The organism is Streptomyces griseorubiginosus (genome assembly GCF_001514195.1).
GTDB lineage: Bacteria > Actinomycetota > Actinomycetes > Streptomycetales > Streptomycetaceae > Streptomyces > Streptomyces griseorubiginosus.
Genome location: NZ_KQ948738.1, coordinates 428939 through 444811, shown reverse-complemented (window position 1 = coordinate 444811; position 15873 = coordinate 428939). Strand labels below are relative to the sequence as shown.

The 15873-nt window shown below is 71.8% G+C and carries 9 protein-coding genes; 6 read left to right on the top strand and 3 right to left on the bottom strand.

What is annotated here, in order from left to right:
* The first annotated feature begins 126 nt into the window (after positions 1 to 126).
* The 4 genes from AQJ54_RS24660 to AQJ54_RS24645 are packed head-to-tail and all read left to right on the top strand — an operon-like array spanning position 127 to position 7805.
* Positions 127 to 2565, top strand: coding sequence for a GcvT family protein (locus tag AQJ54_RS24660; RefSeq protein WP_062241017.1), 2439 nt, complete (start codon positions 127 to 129; stop codon positions 2563 to 2565).
* 56 nt (positions 2566 to 2621) lie between these two features.
* A complete protein-coding gene (locus AQJ54_RS24655) occupies positions 2622 to 3854 on the top strand; it encodes a sarcosine oxidase subunit beta family protein (RefSeq protein ID WP_062241015.1) in 1233 nt (410 codons plus the stop codon).
* 23 nt (positions 3855 to 3877) lie between these two features.
* Positions 3878 to 7144 carry a sarcosine oxidase subunit alpha family protein gene (locus tag AQJ54_RS24650; RefSeq protein WP_062241013.1) on the top strand — a complete coding sequence of 1089 codons (3267 nt, stop codon included), beginning with the start codon at positions 3878 to 3880 and terminating at the stop codon, positions 7142 to 7144.
* 22 nt (positions 7145 to 7166) lie between these two features.
* On the top strand, positions 7167 to 7805 hold the full coding sequence (locus AQJ54_RS24645; protein WP_062241343.1) for a sarcosine oxidase subunit gamma: 639 nt from the start codon (positions 7167 to 7169) through the stop codon (positions 7803 to 7805).
* A gap of 30 nt (positions 7806 to 7835) precedes the next feature.
* Here AQJ54_RS24645 and AQJ54_RS24640 read toward each other — a convergent pair whose 3' ends face one another.
* A complete protein-coding gene (locus tag AQJ54_RS24640; RefSeq protein WP_174857007.1) occupies positions 7836 to 8627 on the bottom strand; it encodes an IclR family transcriptional regulator in 792 nt (263 codons plus the stop codon).
* A 32-nt stretch (positions 8628 to 8659) separates the two neighbouring features.
* Positions 8660 to 9532 (bottom strand): formyltetrahydrofolate deformylase, encoded by an 873-nt coding sequence (gene purU / locus AQJ54_RS24635; protein WP_030316557.1) that lies wholly within the window; start codon positions 9530 to 9532, stop codon positions 8660 to 8662.
* 191 nt (positions 9533 to 9723) lie between these two features.
* Here purU and AQJ54_RS24630 point away from each other — a divergent pair, with 191 nt between their 5' ends.
* On the top strand, positions 9724 to 10761 hold the full coding sequence (locus tag AQJ54_RS24630) for a LacI family DNA-binding transcriptional regulator (protein ID WP_107121129.1): 1038 nt from the start codon (positions 9724 to 9726) through the stop codon (positions 10759 to 10761).
* Between the two features lie 37 nt (positions 10762 to 10798).
* Here the strand turns inward: AQJ54_RS24630 and AQJ54_RS24625 are convergent, their stop codons facing one another.
* On the bottom strand, positions 10799 to 14404 hold the full coding sequence (locus AQJ54_RS24625) for a LamG-like jellyroll fold domain-containing protein (RefSeq protein WP_062241009.1): 3606 nt from the start codon (positions 14402 to 14404) through the stop codon (positions 10799 to 10801).
* 402 nt (positions 14405 to 14806) lie between these two features.
* Between AQJ54_RS24625 and AQJ54_RS24620 the strand changes: the two genes are divergently transcribed.
* The gene (locus AQJ54_RS24620) at positions 14807 to 15817 is read left to right on the top strand and encodes a LacI family DNA-binding transcriptional regulator (protein WP_062026295.1); all 1011 of its coding nucleotides are present in this window, start codon (positions 14807 to 14809) and stop codon (positions 15815 to 15817) included.
* The last annotated feature ends 56 nt before the right edge of the window (positions 15818 to 15873 follow it).

Below are 15873 nucleotides of genomic sequence, written 5' to 3'. Positions count from 1 at the left end.
CTTGCCGTTTCCCGGCCGGTTCCGCGAGGTCACGGACCCTCTTGACACCCACCGGCGCGACGGGCACATTGAGTTGCGCAGCCTGAATCGTGTTGCGTAAAAAGCAACTTATCCGGAGGTGCGGCGATGGCGGGACCCCGAGTGGTCATCATCGGAGCGGGCGTCGTCGGCGCAGCACTCGCCGACGAACTCTCCGCGCGCGGCTGGACCGAGGTGACCGTCGTCGACCAGGGCCCCCTGCCCGCCACCGGCGGGTCGTCCTCGCACGCCCCCGGACTGGTCTTCCAGGCCAACCCCTCCAAGACGATGACCGAGCTGGCCCGCTACACCGTCGAGAAGCTCTGCTCCCTCGACGTCGACGGACAGCCCTGCTTCCTCCAGGTCGGCGGCCTGGAGGTGGCCACCACCCCGGAGCGCGTCACCGAACTGCACCGCCGGCACGGCTGGCTCACCGCCTGGGGCGTGGACTCGCGGATCCTGACCGCCGAGGAGTGCGTCGAGAAGCACCCCCTGGTCAACCCCGACCGCGTCCTCGCCGGCCTGCACATCCCCACCGACGGCCTCGCCAAGGCCGTCCTCGCCGTCGAGGCGCAGATCCGCCGGGCCACCGAGCGCGGAGTGACCTTCCTGGCCCGCCACGAGGTCCTGGACATCCTCCGGACCGAGGGCGAGGTCACCGGCGTCCGCACCGACCAGGGCGACCTGGAGGCCGAGATCGTGGTCTGCTGCGCCGGCATCTGGGGCCCGAGGATCGCCCGCATGGTGGGCATGAACCTCCCGCTCACCCCGCTCGCCCACCAGCTCGCCTGGACCGGCCCGGTCCCCGCGCTCGCCGGCCAGACCGAGGAAGCGGTCCGCCCGATCCTGCGCCACCAGGACGCCGACCTCTACTACCGCGACCGCCACGACACCCTCGGCATCGGCTACTACGGCCACCGCCCCTTGCCGATCACCGCCGACGAGATCCTCTCCTTCGACGAGGCCGACGCCATGCCGTCCGTCCTGAAGTTCACCGAGGACGACTTCGCGGACGCCTGGACCGAGACGCAGTCACTGCTCCCGGCCACGAAGGACGCCAAGGTCGAGGAGGGCATCAACGGCCTGTTCTCCTTCACCACCGACGGCATGCCCCTGCTCGGCGAGTCCCCGGACGTCAAGGGCTTCTGGGTCGCCGAGGCCGTCTGGGTCACCCACTCCGCCGGAGTCGGCCGGGCCGTCGCCGAGTGGCTGGTCGACGGCCACTGCTCCTCCTTCGACCTCCACGAGTGCGACGTCAACCGCTTCGAACCGCACCAGCTCTCCCCAGAGTACGTGCTGGCCCGCGATTGCCAGAACTTCGTCGAGGTCTACGACATCCTCCACCCGCTCCAGCCCTCGGGCGACCCGCGCCCGATCCGCACGAGCCCCTTCCACGCCCGCCAGCAGGAGCTGGGCGCGGTGTTCCTGGAGGCCAACGGCTGGGAGCGCCCGCACTGGTACGAGTCCAACGCGGGCCTGGTGGAAGGCCGTTCGATCGTCACCCCGAACGACTGGGCCGCTCGCTACTGGTCGCCGATCGTTGCCGCCGAGGCCCAGGTCACCCGTGAGACCGTCGCGCTGTACGACATGACGGCCCTCAAGCGCCTGGAGGTCAGCGGACGGGGAGCCGCCGACTTCCTGGAGCGGCTGTGCACCGGCAAGGTCGCCAAGTCCGTCGGCTCGGTGACGTACACCCTGCTCCTCGACCACGACGGCGGCATCCGCAGCGACATCACCGTCGCGCGCCTCGCCCCCGACGTCTTTCAGGTCGGCGCCAACGGCAACCTCGACCTCGACTGGTTCACCCGCCACCTGCCCGCCGACGGCACCGTCCAGGTCCGCGACATCACCCCGGGCACCTGCTGCATCGGGCTGTGGGGGCCGCTCGCCCGGGACGTCCTCCAGCCGCTCACCGACGAGGACTTCTCGGCGACGGGCCTGAAGTACTTCCGCGCCAAGCGCGCCCACATCGGGTCCGTCCCGGTGACGGCCATGCGGCTGTCGTACGTCGGCGAACTCGGCTGGGAGCTGTACACCACCGCCGATCTCGGCCAGAAGCTGTGGGACACCCTGTGGCGGGCGGCGAAGCCGCTGGGCGGCATCGCGGCCGGCCGGGGCGCCTTCAACAGCCTCCGCCTGGAGAAGGGTTACCGCTCCTTCGGCACCGACATGACCTACGAGCACGACCCGTACGAGGCCGGGGTCGGCTTCGCCGTCAAGGCCGACAAGGAGGACTTCATCGGCAAGGCGGCACTGGAGCGGCGCAAGGCCGACGTACGACGGAAGCTGACCTGCCTGACCGTCGACGACCCGCGGGCCGTCGTCATGGGCAAGGAGCCGGTGTACGACGGCGAGCGCGCCGTCGGCTACGTCACCAGCGCCGCCTTCGGCCACACCATCGGCAAGGGCATCGCGTACGCGTGGCTCCCGGCGGACCTGGCCACCCCCGGCACACCCCTCCGGATCGGCTACTTCGACCAGCTGGTGGAGGCCGTGGTCGCCGAGGAGCCCCTGTTCGACCCGGCCATGTCCCGTCTGCGCGGCTGACCCGGCGCGCAGGAGACGCCGTCCCCGCACCCTCCCGGCACCTCAGGAGACATCCGATGAGCCCCCGCACCCCCGGCGCCGAACTCCCCGAACACCCGGACTGGCTGTGGCGCACACCCGAGCCGAAGCGCTCCTACGACGTGATCGTCGTCGGCGGCGGCGGACACGGCCTGGCCACCGCCCACTACCTCGCCAGGAACCACGGCATCACCAACGTGGCCGTGCTGGAGAAGGGCTGGCTCGCGGGCGGCAACATGGCCCGCAACACCACGATCATCCGCTCCAACTACCTCTGGGACGAGAGCGCCGGCATCTACGAGCACGCCCTCAAACTCTGGGAGGGCCTCGCGGACGAACTCGACTACCCGATCCTCTTCTCCCAGCGCGGTGTGCTGAACCTCGCCCACAGCCTTCAGGACGTCCGCGACAGCGTGCGCCGGGTGGAGGCGAACCGCCTCAACGGCGTGGACGCGGAATGGCTCGACGCCGACGGCGTCAAAGAGGTCTGCCCGATCGTCGACATCTCACCCGACGTGCGCTACCCGGTCCTCGGCGGCACCTACCAGCCCCGCGCCGGCATCGCCAAGCACGACCACGTCGCCTGGGGCCTGGCCCGCTCGGCCGACGCGGCGGGCATCGACATCATCCAGAACTGCGAGGTCACGGGACTGGACGTGGTCGGCGGCCGGGTGACCGGTGTCCAGACCACACGCGGCCCCATCGCGGCGGGCAAGGTCGCCCTGTGCTCGGCGGGCCACACCTCGGTCCTCGCCGCCATGGCCGGCATCGAACTCCCGCTCCAGAGCCATCCGTTGCAGGCCCTGGTCTCCGAACTGCTGGAGCCCGTGCACCCGACGGTCGTGATGTCCAACGCCGTCCACGTGTATGTCAGCCAGGCGCACAAGGGCGAGCTGGTGATGGGGGCGGGCATCGACTCGTACAACTCCTACACCCAGCGCGGGGCGTTCCACATCATCGAGGAACAGATGGCGGCCGCCCTGGAGCTCTTCCCGGCCTTCGCCCGCGCCCACGTCCTGCGCACCTGGGGCGGCATCGTCGACGTCAGCCCCGACGCCTCACCGATCATCGGCCTCACGCCCGTCGAGAACCTGTACCTCAACTGCGGCTGGGGGACCGGCGGTTTCAAGGCCACCCCGGGCGTCGGCTGGGTCTACGCCCACACGATCGCCCACGACACGCCCCACCCGCTCAACGCCCCCTTCACGCTCGACCGTTTCACCACCGGCGCGCTCGTCGACGAGCACGGCGCCGCCGCGGTGGCCCACTAGGGATCCTCGAGGAGCCGAACGACATGCTGCTGATCCCCTGCCCGTGGTGCGGACCCCGCGACGAGTCCGAGTTCCACTACGGCGGCCAGGCCCACGTCCCCTACCCGGAGACCCCGGCCGACCTGACCGACGAGGAGTGGGCCCGCTACCTCTTCTTCCGCGCCAACCCGAAGGGCCCCTTCGCCGAACGCTGGAGCCACGCGGCGGGCTGCCGACGCTGGTTCAACGCGGTACGGAACACGGCGACGAACGAGGTGTTGGCGGTGTACAAGGTGGGCGAGAGCCGGCCGGAGGCGACGGTGCCGCTTCCGGTGACTTCGCGCCCTCTTCCGGTCACATCCCAGCCCCGTTCGGCATCTTCAGCCCCTCCGGCGTTTGAGGAGCGGGGGTCCGGGGGCGGAGCCCCTGGAAGCGGGGGCGAAGGGGCGGCAGCCCCTGGATATGGGACGGGTAGGGGCGGCGGGGGCGAAGAAACCCCCCACCGCCACCCCACCCGAGGCCGCATCGCCCGCGACCAACCCCTCACCTTCACCTTCGACGGCACCGCATACCAGGGCTACAAGGGCGACACCCTCGCCTCCGCCCTCCTCGCCAACGGCATCATCCAAACCGGCACCAGCATCAAACTCGGCCGCCCAAGAGGCATCTTCTCCGCCGGCGCCGAAGAACCCAACGCGGTCGTCCAGATCGAAGAACCCTTCCCCGAGCCGATGCTCCCCGCGACCACCGTCGAACTCCACGACGGCCTCGTAGCGAACGGCCTCCCCGGCCAGGGCCGCCTCGCCACCACCCCCGACCCCGCCCGCTACGACGCCGTCCACACCCACTGCGACGTCCTGATCGTCGGCGCCGGCCCGGCCGGCCTCGCGGCAGCCGCCGCGGCAGCGGGCAGCGGCGCCCGGGTCGTCCTCGCCGACGACCAACCGGAGCCCGGCGGGGTCCTGTTGGGCACGGCCGAACACCTCGACTGGGCCGCGGCGACCACGGCCCTCCTCGAAGCCACCCCCGACGTCCGCGTGCTGCGCCGCACCACCGTCTTCGGCCACTACGACGACAACCACCTCCTCGCCGTCGAGCGCCGCACCAACCACCTCGGCGCGGACGCCCCCGCGCACGTCTCCCGCGAACGCGTCCACCGCATCCGCGCCCGCCGCGTCGTCCTCGCCACCGGCGCCCACGAACGCTCCCTCGCCTTCGCCGACAACGACCGTCCCGGAGTGATGCTGGCCGCCTCGGCCCGCGCCCACCTCAACCGGTACGGCGTTCTGCCCGGTCGCCACGCGGTGGTGTTCACCACCAACGACAGCGCGTACGCGGCGGCGCTGGACCTGCACGCGGCCGGCGTGGCGGTGGCGGCGATCGTCGACACCCGTCCCGAGCCGGGGGAGTGGGCCGACCGCGCCCGCGAGGCCGGCATCGAGGTGCTGCCCGGCCACGCCGTCACCGGCACCGAGGGCGAGGCGCGCCTCACCGCGGTGACCGTCGCCCCGTACGGAACGACTGTGGGGCAGCGGGAGTTCGCCGCCGACCTGCTCCTCGTCTCCGGCGGCTGGAACCCGGTGGCCCACCTGTTCAGCCAGGCGGGCGGCACCCTGCGCCACGACGAGACGCTCGGCACCTTCGTCCCGGACTCCTGTCGTCAGGCCGTCGAGGTCGCGGGCGCCGCGAACGGCGTGTGGGACCTGCGCGAGATCCTCGACCAGGGCGCCGCCGCCGGAGCCCGAGCGGTCGAGGCCGAGGGCTACACCGCCCGGACCCCCGTGCTCCCGCAGGTGCCCGCACCGCCCCGGCCGACCCCGCCCATGCAGGTCTTCACCGTCCCGGGCCGCGAGGGCGCCCCCCGCTTCGTCGACCTGCAACGCGACGTCACCGTGGACGACCTGGCCCGCGCCACCGGCGCCGGCATGCGCTCGGTGGAGCACACCAAGCGCTACACCACGGCCGGTACCGCCAACGACCAGGGCAAGACCTCCGGCGTCCTCGCCAGCGGGGTCGTCGCCGAACTGCTCGGCGTGGACGTCTCCGCGCTCGGCACCACGACCTTCCGGCCCCCGTACACACCCGTCTCCTTCGCCGCGCTCGCGGGCCGCGACCGGGGCGCCCTGCACGACCCGGTGCGTACGACCGCCCTGCACGAGTGGCACGTCGAGCACGGCGCCCGCTTCGAGAACGTCGGCCAGTGGAAGCGCCCCTGGTACTACCCGCGCGACGGCGAGGACATGACGGCGGCCGTCCTGCGCGAGTGCGCCGCCGCCCGCGAGGGCGTGGCCTTCATGGACGCCTCCACCCTCGGCAAGATCGACGTACAGGGCCCGGACGCGGCCGTGTTCCTGGACCGCCTCTACACCAACATGATGTCCACCCTGAAGGTCGGCATGATCCGCTACGGCGTGATGTGCCGGCTGGACGGCATGGTCTTCGACGACGGCACCGTCATCCGTCTCGCCCCCGACCGCTTCCTGGTCACCACGACCACCGGCCACGCGGCGGCCGTACTGGACTGGATGGAGGAGTGGCTCCAGACGGAGTGGCCGGAGCTGCGGGTGCACTGCACCTCGGTCACCGAGCAGTGGGCCACCGTCGCCCTGGTCGGGCCGAGGTCCCGCGCGGTCCTCGGCTCCCTCGCGCCCGAACTGGCGGTCGCGAACGACGACTTCCCCTTCATGGCCTGGCGCGAGACCCCCGTCGCGGGCATCGAGGCGCGCTTGTGCCGGATCAGCTTCTCCGGCGAACTCGCCTACGAGATCAACGTGTCGCCGTGGCAGGCCCGCACCCTGTGGGAGGCGCTGGCCGAGGCCGGGGCCCCGTACGGCATCACCCCGTACGGCACCGAGACCATGCACGTCCTGCGCGCCGAGAAGGGCTACCCGATCATCGGCCAGGACACCGACGGCACCGTCACCCCGCACGACCTCGGCATGAGCTGGGCGGTGTCCAAGAAGAAGCCCGACTTCATCGGCAAGCGCTCCTACGCCCGCGCCGACACCGTCCGCCCCGACCGCAAGCACCTCGTCGGCCTGCTCCCCGAGGAGCCGGGCACCCTCCTGCCCGAGGGCACCCAGCTGGTCGCCGACAGCGTGCTGCCCGCGCCGCCCGTCCCGATGCTCGGCCATGTCACCTCCAGCTACCGCAGCGCGGCCCTCGGCCGGACCTTCGCCCTCGCCCTGATCAAGGGCGGCCGGGAGCGGGTCGGCGAGCGGCTCTACGCCCCCGTCGGCGACCGGCTGGTCCCGGTGACCGTCGCAAGCCCCGTCCTCTACGACCCCGAGGGAGCCCGCCGCGATGGCTGACACCGCCGCCCCGACCGCCGCGATGGCCGGAACCGCCCCGACCACCGCCCCGCTCCGCAGCCCGCTGGAGCAGGCGCGGGAGCGCCTGGCCGCCGTGACCCGTGCCTCTGGGGGCGCGGTCCGGCTGGCGGAGCTGCCCTTCCTGACCCAGCTCGACGTGCGCCTCGACCCCAAGGGCGCGGCGGCCGACGCGGTCGGGCTGGCGCTCGGGCTCACCCTGCCCGTGGAGCCCGACACCGTCGTACGCGCCGGGGAGCTCACCGCGCTGTGGCTCGGCCCCGACGAGTGGCTCGTGGTGGGGCCGCCCGGCCGCAGGGACATGGAGAGCCGTATCCGCGAGGCCGGCGGTGACGAGCCGGTGTCCGTCGTGGACGTGTCCGCGCAGCGCACCACCCTGCTGGTCTCGGGACCCCGGGCCCGCGATCTGCTGGCCCACGGCTGTTCCCTGGACCTGCACCCGCGTGCCTTCAGGGCCGGACGCTGCGCCCAGACCACGCTGGGGCGCACCCAGGTGGTGCTGGTCGCCCGCGACGAGCCCAGCAGCGGGTTCTGGGTGCTGGTGCGTTCGTCCTTCGCCGGCTATCTCGCCGACTGGTTGGTGGACGCGGCCGTGGAGTGGACGGGCCCGGACCTCTTGACCGAGCGCCGGCAGATCTCTTGACGGAGCGCCGGCAGATCTTTTGACGGCGCGTCAGCCCAAGTGGCCCATCCGGCGGCTGAGTTCGTCCGCTCCCTCGATCAGGAGGGGGGCCAGCTCGTGCATCCGCTCCTCGGTGAGGCGGAAGGCGGGCCCGGACGCGGTCAGGGCGGCGACGACCTCGCCGCCCGAGGAACGCACGGGTGCGGCCATCGCGTTGAGGCCCTCCTCGTACTCCTCCACGGTCATGGCGTAGCCGCGCTCACGGACCCGGGCCAGTTCCGCGTCCAGGCTCTTGCGGGACGTCAGGGTGTGCGCCGTCATGCGGGGGAGCCCGGCCTCGGCGACGAGTTCGTCCAGGCGCCTGGGGTCGAGGTGGGCGAGCAGGACCTTGCCGCTCGACGTGCAGTGCATCGGGGTGAGCCGGCCGACCCAGTTCTGCGCGGTGATCGCTGACTGGCCGCGCACCTGGTCGAGGTTGATCACATGGTGGGACTCCAGGACCGCGATGTTCATCGTCTCGCCCAGGGTGTCGGCGAGGCGCTCGCAGATCCCGCGCCCGTGCTTGGTGACGTCGATGCGGCCGGTGACCGCGCCGGCCAGCCGCACGATGCCGAAGCCGAGCCGGTACTTCCCGCGCTCGCCCTCCTGCTCGACCATCCCGTGCGCCTCCAGCGCGCCGAGCAGGCGGAACGCGGTGGACTTGTGGACGTCGATGGCGTCGGCCACTTCACTGACGCCTGCCTCGCCGCGCTGGGCCAGGATCTCCAGCACGGTGACAGCCCGGTCCACGGACTGCACACCGCCGCCGGACGCCCCCGCGGACTCGGTGCCGTTGCTGCTCATGGCGGAACCATATGCGAAAGAGGCAACACAGGTCAGCGGAAGACCACCGTGCGCCGACCGTTGATCATGACCCGGCTCTGGCTGTGCCACTCCACGGCCCGGGCGAGGACCTGCGCCTCCACGTCCCGGCCCAGGGTGACCAGGGTCTCGGGACTCTGCGCGTGGCTCACCCGCATCACGTCCTGCTCGATGATGGGCCCCTCGTCGAGGTCGGGGGTGACGTAGTGAGCGGTGGCCCCGACCAGCTTGACGCCCCGCTCGTGCGCCTGGACGTAGGGGCGGGCGCCCTTGAAGCTCGGCAGGAACGAGTGGTGGATGTTGATCGCCCGGCCCTCCAGCTGCTTGCACAGGTCGTTGGAGAGGATCTGCATGTAGCGGGCGAGGACCACCAGGTCGACGTCCAGCCGCTCCACGAGCTCCAGCAGCCGCGCCTCCGCCTCGGGCTTGGTCTCCGGGGTCACCGGCACATGGTGGAAGGGGATGCCGTAGCTCTCGGCGAGCGGCGCGAAGTCGGGGTGGTTGGAGACGATCGCCGGCACCTCGATGTTCAGTGCGCCGGTGCGCCACCGGAAGAGCAGGTCGTTCAGGCAGTGGCCGAACTTGGACACCATGATCAGGGTGCGGGTCGGCGTCGACGCGTTGTGCAGCTGCCAGGTGATCCGGTACGCCTCGGCGACCGGGGCGAAACCGGAGCGCAGCGTCTCCAGGGAGGTGGCCGGGTCGGAGACGTCGAAGTGGACGCGCATGAAGAAGCGGTCCTGAAGCCGGTCGTCGAACTGCTGGCTCTCCCGGATGTTCCCGGAGTGCCGGACGAGGAAGCCGCTGACGGCGTGGACCAGTCCGGAGCGGTCGGGGCAGGAGAGGGTGAGGACGAACTCGCGGTCGGGTTGGGGTCGAAGAGACACTGAGTCCTCCCGAAGGCTGCGTATTACGCAACAGTGCGACTGATACGCAACATGCTCGCGGCAGCGGCGCCTCGCGGTCAAGGGGCCCAGGGGTGGAGTGCTGCGGAAGCGGTACGCCGAGGGTGCCGGCCGTCGTGGGGCTGCTGTGCACCCCGGTTAGGATCTGAGCCACCGGACCTCGGGAGACAGTGATGACGCCAGTGGCAGGACAGGGCGGGAGTCCCGGCGCACCCCGTGCCGTGGACGTCGCCCAGCGGGCCGGTGTCTCGCAGAAGACCGTCTCCCGGGTCTTCAACGGCGAGCGCTATGTGTCGGCGGACGTGCGGGCGCGGGTGCTGGAAGCCGCGGAGGAACTCGGCTACCGGCTGAACACCGCGGCCCGCGCCCTGGCCACGGGGCGCACCCGCTCGATCGGCGTGGTCACCCTCGGCACCGCCCTCTACGGCCCCGCCTCCCTGCTCATCGGCATCGAACGGGCCGCCCGCGACGCGGGGTACGCGCTCCGCGTCGTCAACACGCTGGAGGGCGATCCGGCGGGCGTCGCCGGAGCCGTGGACTCGCTCCTCGCCCAGGGCGTGGACGGCATCGTGGTGTCCGAACCGATCGACGAGGGCTCGGTGGCGCTCGACGTGGGCGTGCCGGTCCTGGTCCTCGGAGCGCCCGCGACCTTCGGCGGTGCGCGGACCGTGGCCGTGGGAGTCGGCGCCGAGTCACTGGCCCGCGCGGCCACCGAACACCTGCTGGAACTAGGTCATGCGACGGTCCATCATCTGGCCGGTCCACAACGGTGGTTCGCCGCCCGGGACCGGCTCCAGGGCTGGCGGACGGCGCTCGCGGCCCACGACCGCGAGCAGCCCGCCGTCATCGAGGGCGACTGGTCGGCCGCGTCCGGCTACGCGGCGGCCCGGACCGTCGCCGCCGAGGGCGGGGTCACCGCGGTGTTCGCCGCCAACGACGACATGGCCATCGGCCTGGTCCGCGGCCTGCTGGAAGCGGGCCTGCGGGTGCCGGAGGACGTGAGCGTCGTCGGCTTCGACGACACTCCCGTCTCCGCCTATGTCACCCCGCCGCTGACCACCGTGCGTCAGCCCTTCGACGCCGTGGCGCACGAAGGGCTCCGCCTGCTGGTCCGGGCCATCGAGGAACCGGACGCCGAGCCGGCCCCGGCGAGCGAACCGCCGGTCGAACTCGTCGTACGCGCCTCGACGGCACCGCCGCCCGGGCCCTGAGAGCCTCGCCCCCAGGGCCGGGGTCAGAAGGCCGCCGTCACCTCTCCCGTGCGTACGGCGCCACCGCGATCCGGTCGATCAGCGGTGCGTACCGGGAGCGCAGCAGCACCCCGGGGAAGGTGTCCGACGCGTAGGTCGTGCCGTCGAAGTTGGGCAGTTCCTCGGAGCGGAAGGAGATCGTGTTCAGTCCCTTCTTCAAGGTGACCGGCACGGTCAGCTCCCAGAAGTCGTTCTGGTGGAAGGTGTGCGGGAAGCCGACCCGCCGGCCCGCGCCGCCGTTGACGGAGATGTCCGCGTGCCGGGCCAGCGGGTCCGGGTTGTAGTGGGTGGCCTCCGACTGCTCGGGGTTGGAGTAGCGCACCCGCAGCGCGTACAGGCCCGCCTTGTCCGCGGTGACGTCGAAGGTCGCGGTGTTGCCGTTGCCCGGGTCGCCGCCGACGCCGGTGATCGCCGTGCCGTCGGTCGCCAGGGACAGCGAGGTGAGGGAAGCGGTGCCCGCGAGCCGGGCGTCCTGGGCCTCGTAGGTCCGCACCGGCAGCGCGCCCTCGGTCGGGGTGACCGTCAGCCGGTCGAGGAGCGTCGGGGCCGAACCGCCGGTCACCGTCACCTTGTTGACGCCTCCGGAGAGGGACACCGCCACCGTCCGCCGGTCCTTGGCCAGGCGCAGCACCTCGTGTCCGTTCACCGAGACCCGGCCGTCCGCGCCGCCGAGGGTGTCGACCCTGAGCGTGGCCTCCCGGTCGGCGGGGGAGTAGACCCAGAACGTGGCCGTCTGGCCCTTCGCGAGCCGGGCCGCGCCCGAGCCGGTGGCCGCCCGCTGCGGCAGGTCGTACACCGCCTGCGCCCCACCGCCCAGCCAGGCCAACTCGCCCTCGTACACCCGGGTGTCGGCGGAGGCGTCCGGCAGGGACAGCGTGAGCCGGTCCACGATGGCGTCACCCTTCGTCACGCGCTTGCCGTCGAGGCTCCTCGCGGCGAGCGTCAGGGTGTGCCTGCCCTTGGTGAGATGCACCTTGGTGTCGGTGTGGTCCCACACCACCCACTTGTAGCCGAGCGGCAGGTACAGCTCCTGCTCGCCGGCGGACTGGCCGTCCACGCGCAGGAAGACGTTGGTGGGTCCCTGCTCCTTCACCTTGTCGAAGGTGTTGAGGGAGTTGGCGAAGACGCTCAGGTCGTAGGTGCCGTCCTCCGGCACGTCCACCGGGAAGTCGAGCGTGACGTCCGAGCCGGTGCGCAGCCCGCCCACGTCGTACCCGCCGGAGGTGTAGAACTTCGACACGTCCGACGTCGAGCCCTCGGGACCGTTCTTGGAGTAGCCCGACCCGGTGTGTGCCGCGTCCTCCGCCTCGTAGGAACCCTGCCAGCGCACCGGCGCGGTCTGTGTGCCCTTCGCCTTGCCGGCCGGGCTCAGGACGATCTCGTACGCCGAGGACTCCTTCAGCGCCGGGAGCGTGCCGTCGCCGAAGTCGACGGTGACCGTGCCGTCGTCCGCGACCTTCAGGTTCCGCTCGGTGAGCAGCTTCGGACCGGAGTTGTCGCCGACCTGCCCGCTCCACTCGATCTCGCGCACCCAGGCGTGCACGCTCGTGCCGAACAGCTTCTTCGGCACGCCCGAGAAGGTGATGTGGCCCTTGCCGTTCGAGCCGCCGAAGAGCAGCCTGGCCTGCTTCTTCTTCTCGTCCAGGGTGGCCACGCCCTGCATGGTGTAGTTCTGGCCGGGGAACGGCGGGATCACCGAGACGGTGTGGCCGCTCATCGAGGCGTACGAGTTCAGCAGCCACCACTGGCCGTTGCCCCGGTTCGACTGCACCGCGGAGTCGGAGAGGTTGCCGTCGATGTTCCAGTACGCGATGTCGGCGTCCACCTTGGACTCCTCGATCGCGGACACCCACTGGATCATCTGGCCGGGGACCGAGGTGTGGTAGTTGAAGGCGTACTCGTTGATGTTGACGGGTAGTTGCGTGCCCTCGCGGGCGGTGCCCTTGAACAACTCCTTCTCCCACACGCGGTACTTGGCCACGCTGGCGCGCACCGCCTCCGGGTGGCTCAGCTCGTGCCAGGTGATGACGTCCGGGAGGGTGCCGGCGGCCAGGGCGTGGGTGAGGAAGCCCTTCACCTGGTCGTACAGGACACTGGTGTTGGGCCCGGCGATCCGCGCCTCGGGCATCCTCGCCTTGATGAGCTTGTACGCGGAGTCCCAGGCCGCGAAGTAGTCGTCCGGGTCGGTCAGCCAGCTGACCCTGTTGTAACTCCACTGCCCGGTACCGAACATGTTGCCCTCGGGCTCGTTGAACGGCACGAAGACGATGTTGTCCTGGTACTGCTTCGGCAGCTGGAGGACCTGGTCGACCTGCTTGGCGATCTTCTCCTCGTACAGCTTCACCTTCTGCGCGGGGGTGTCGCCCGGCCACTCGTAGGGGAAGCCGCGGTGGATGTCGGTCATGTAGATGTACACATCGCCGTCGGTGGAGTCGGCCAGCGGCTTCACCACGTCCAGCGCGTCGGCGCCGGGATGTTGCGGCCCGTCCTGGGCCTTGGTGGAGACCGTGCGCAGGCCCATGCCCTCGATGAGGTTGTTGGTGGGCACGTCCGGTCCGTACACGCCGTACAGGGTGCCGGAGGCGCCGCCGTGGAACGCCCCGGTGTCCGAGCCCAGGTCCACGGTGAGCTGGCCCTCGCGGACCACGGTCACCGTCGCCCGCACCGCCCGTCCGGCCGCGGTCCCGGCCACGGTGAAGGTCCCCGGTTTGGCGTACTTCTCGGGCGGTACGGCGTCCCAGACGATGGCCGTGTCGCGGTCGTAGCCGTCCGAGAAGGTGGCGCGGACGGCGGCCGGGAGCGACGGGGCGGTTCCGTCGGTCGTCCGGACGTCGAAGGACGTCGTCGAGAGGTCCTGGAGGCTCGGCACGGTCCCGACCAGGCCGGCCACCTGATCGGCGCTGAGCGCGGTGTGCCACACCGTGAAGTCGTCGACGGCGCCCTTGAGCAGCGGGTCCGGGTAGAGGGACTTGCCTATGTAGCCGGCCGCGGTCGCCGAACCGCTCAGCAGGTCCTTGGCCTTGATCGCGGTCGCGGCGGAGGACACCGCCACCCCGTCGAGGTAGGTGGTGAGCCGGCCGGCGGCGGTGTCGAGGGTGACGGTGACCGTCCGCCAGCCGTCGGCGGGCAGCGGAGCGTAGCCGCGGACCTGGGTCTCGCCGCCGCCTCCACCCGTGGTGACGGAGGTCTGGAACAGCCCGCTGCCGTTGTACGGGGTGCTGAAGAGGTACCGGGAGGTGTCGGTGCCCAGGTCGAAGATCCGCTGCCAGGGCGAGGTGTCCCCGCTCCACTTCACCCGGGCGGAGACGGTCAGGTCGCTCGCGTCGCCGACCACCTCGCGGGGCAGCCGGACGTACGCGCCGTCGGAGGTGGGCGCCCCGCCGGGCAGGGCCAGCGCCCGGCCGCCGTCGGCGCCCGCGACGGACCGGGCGGTGGTGCCGTTCACCAGACTCGCCGTCAGACCGTTGCCGGAACTGTCGGCGATCTTCCCGGAGGCGAGGTCGTCCTGGTCGAAGGTGTAACGGGCGACGGGCCCCGGCGGTTCGGCGGCCTGCGCGGGGACGGCGGGTGCGGCCAGCAGGCCCGCGCCGAGGGCCAGCGCCATGGCGGCCGGGGCTCGACGGCGCGCGGATCTGTCAGCGGATGGCATGAGTGCGACCTCAATCGTCGGGGGAGGCGGCGTCCGTCCGCCCGCCTCCGTCGTCGACCGGTTCGACTGCGTGACCTGCGGAAGGACGGAGCGGCCTCCGTCGTGGGGATCGGGGCGGGTGCGGCGGCTCTGGTACGAGTGGGGGTGGGGGGTGCCGGGGTCCGGCTGTGTCGAACCGGTTCGGCGAAGCTAGCATCGGGTCCTGGGGCCAGCAATCCCTTGGGCGCAGGGTTCTTCTCGGACGTCCCGTCGGTCACCGGAGGTTCTGTTCCGGGTATTGACAGACGCCCCGCCGATTCCTACGTTCACATCACGCGAACCGGTTCGACGGCCGGTCGCCCATCCCGAGGAGTCGCCGTGAACATCGGTGAGATCGCCCGCCGGGCCGGTGTCTCGCGCAGCACCGTGTCCTACGCGCTGAGCGGCAAACGCCCGGTGTCCGAGGACACGCGCCGCAGGATCCAGCAGGTCGTCGACGAACTCGGCTACCAGCCCAGCGCCAGCGCCCGCGCCCTGGCCAACGGCCGGACCAGCACCATCGGCCTGGTCTTCCCGCCGGCCGGCAACCACTACACCGGGATGCAGCTGGACTTCATCGGCAGCGTGGTGGAGGCCGCAGCGGCCTGTGACTACGACGTGCTGCTGTCGCCCAGCGGGGTGGACAGCGACCGTTCCTTCCAGCGGCTGCTGGGGGAGCGGCGGGTCGACGGCGCGATCCTGATGGAGATCAGGCTGGAGGACGACCGGGCCGACCACCTGGCCCGGCTCGGCTTCCCCTCCGTCGCCATCGGCCGCACCGCCCACGCGGAGGACGGCTGGTTCGTCGGCCTCGACCACACGGCGCTGGCGGCGGCCTGCGTCCACCACCTCGCGGACCTCGGCCACCGCCGGATCGCCTTCGTCAACCGGCCCGAACAACTCCTGCGCTCCGGCTACGAGTCGGCCCACCGCGGCCTCGACGGCTTCACGAAGGCAGCGGCCGAACGCGGGCTCACCGTCCGCACGTACTGCTGCGGCGACGACCCCGCCTCCGGCCAGGCCTGCCTGGAGAGGATCCTGCACGACGACCCGGCCACCACGGGCCTGGTCACCCTCAACGAGGCCGCGCTGGGCGGCCTGTACCGGGGGCTCGCCCACGCGGGCCGCCATGTGCCGCGCGACTTCTCCGTCACCGGGGTCGTCGCCAACCGGTGGGCGGAGACGGTGACCCCGCAGCTCACCGCGGCGGACGTGCCGGCCGCCGAGATGGGCCGGCTCGCCGTCGACCTCCTGGTGGAGCGGCTCGGTCGTCCCGAGGCGCCGCCCCGCCACCACCTCCTCGTCCCCCCGATCTCGCTGCGCGCCAGCACCGGGCCCGCAGGGGCCTGATCACAGCTTTGTCAGCGCCCGACCCTGAAGGCGCTGTTCGGCGTGCCCGCTCACCC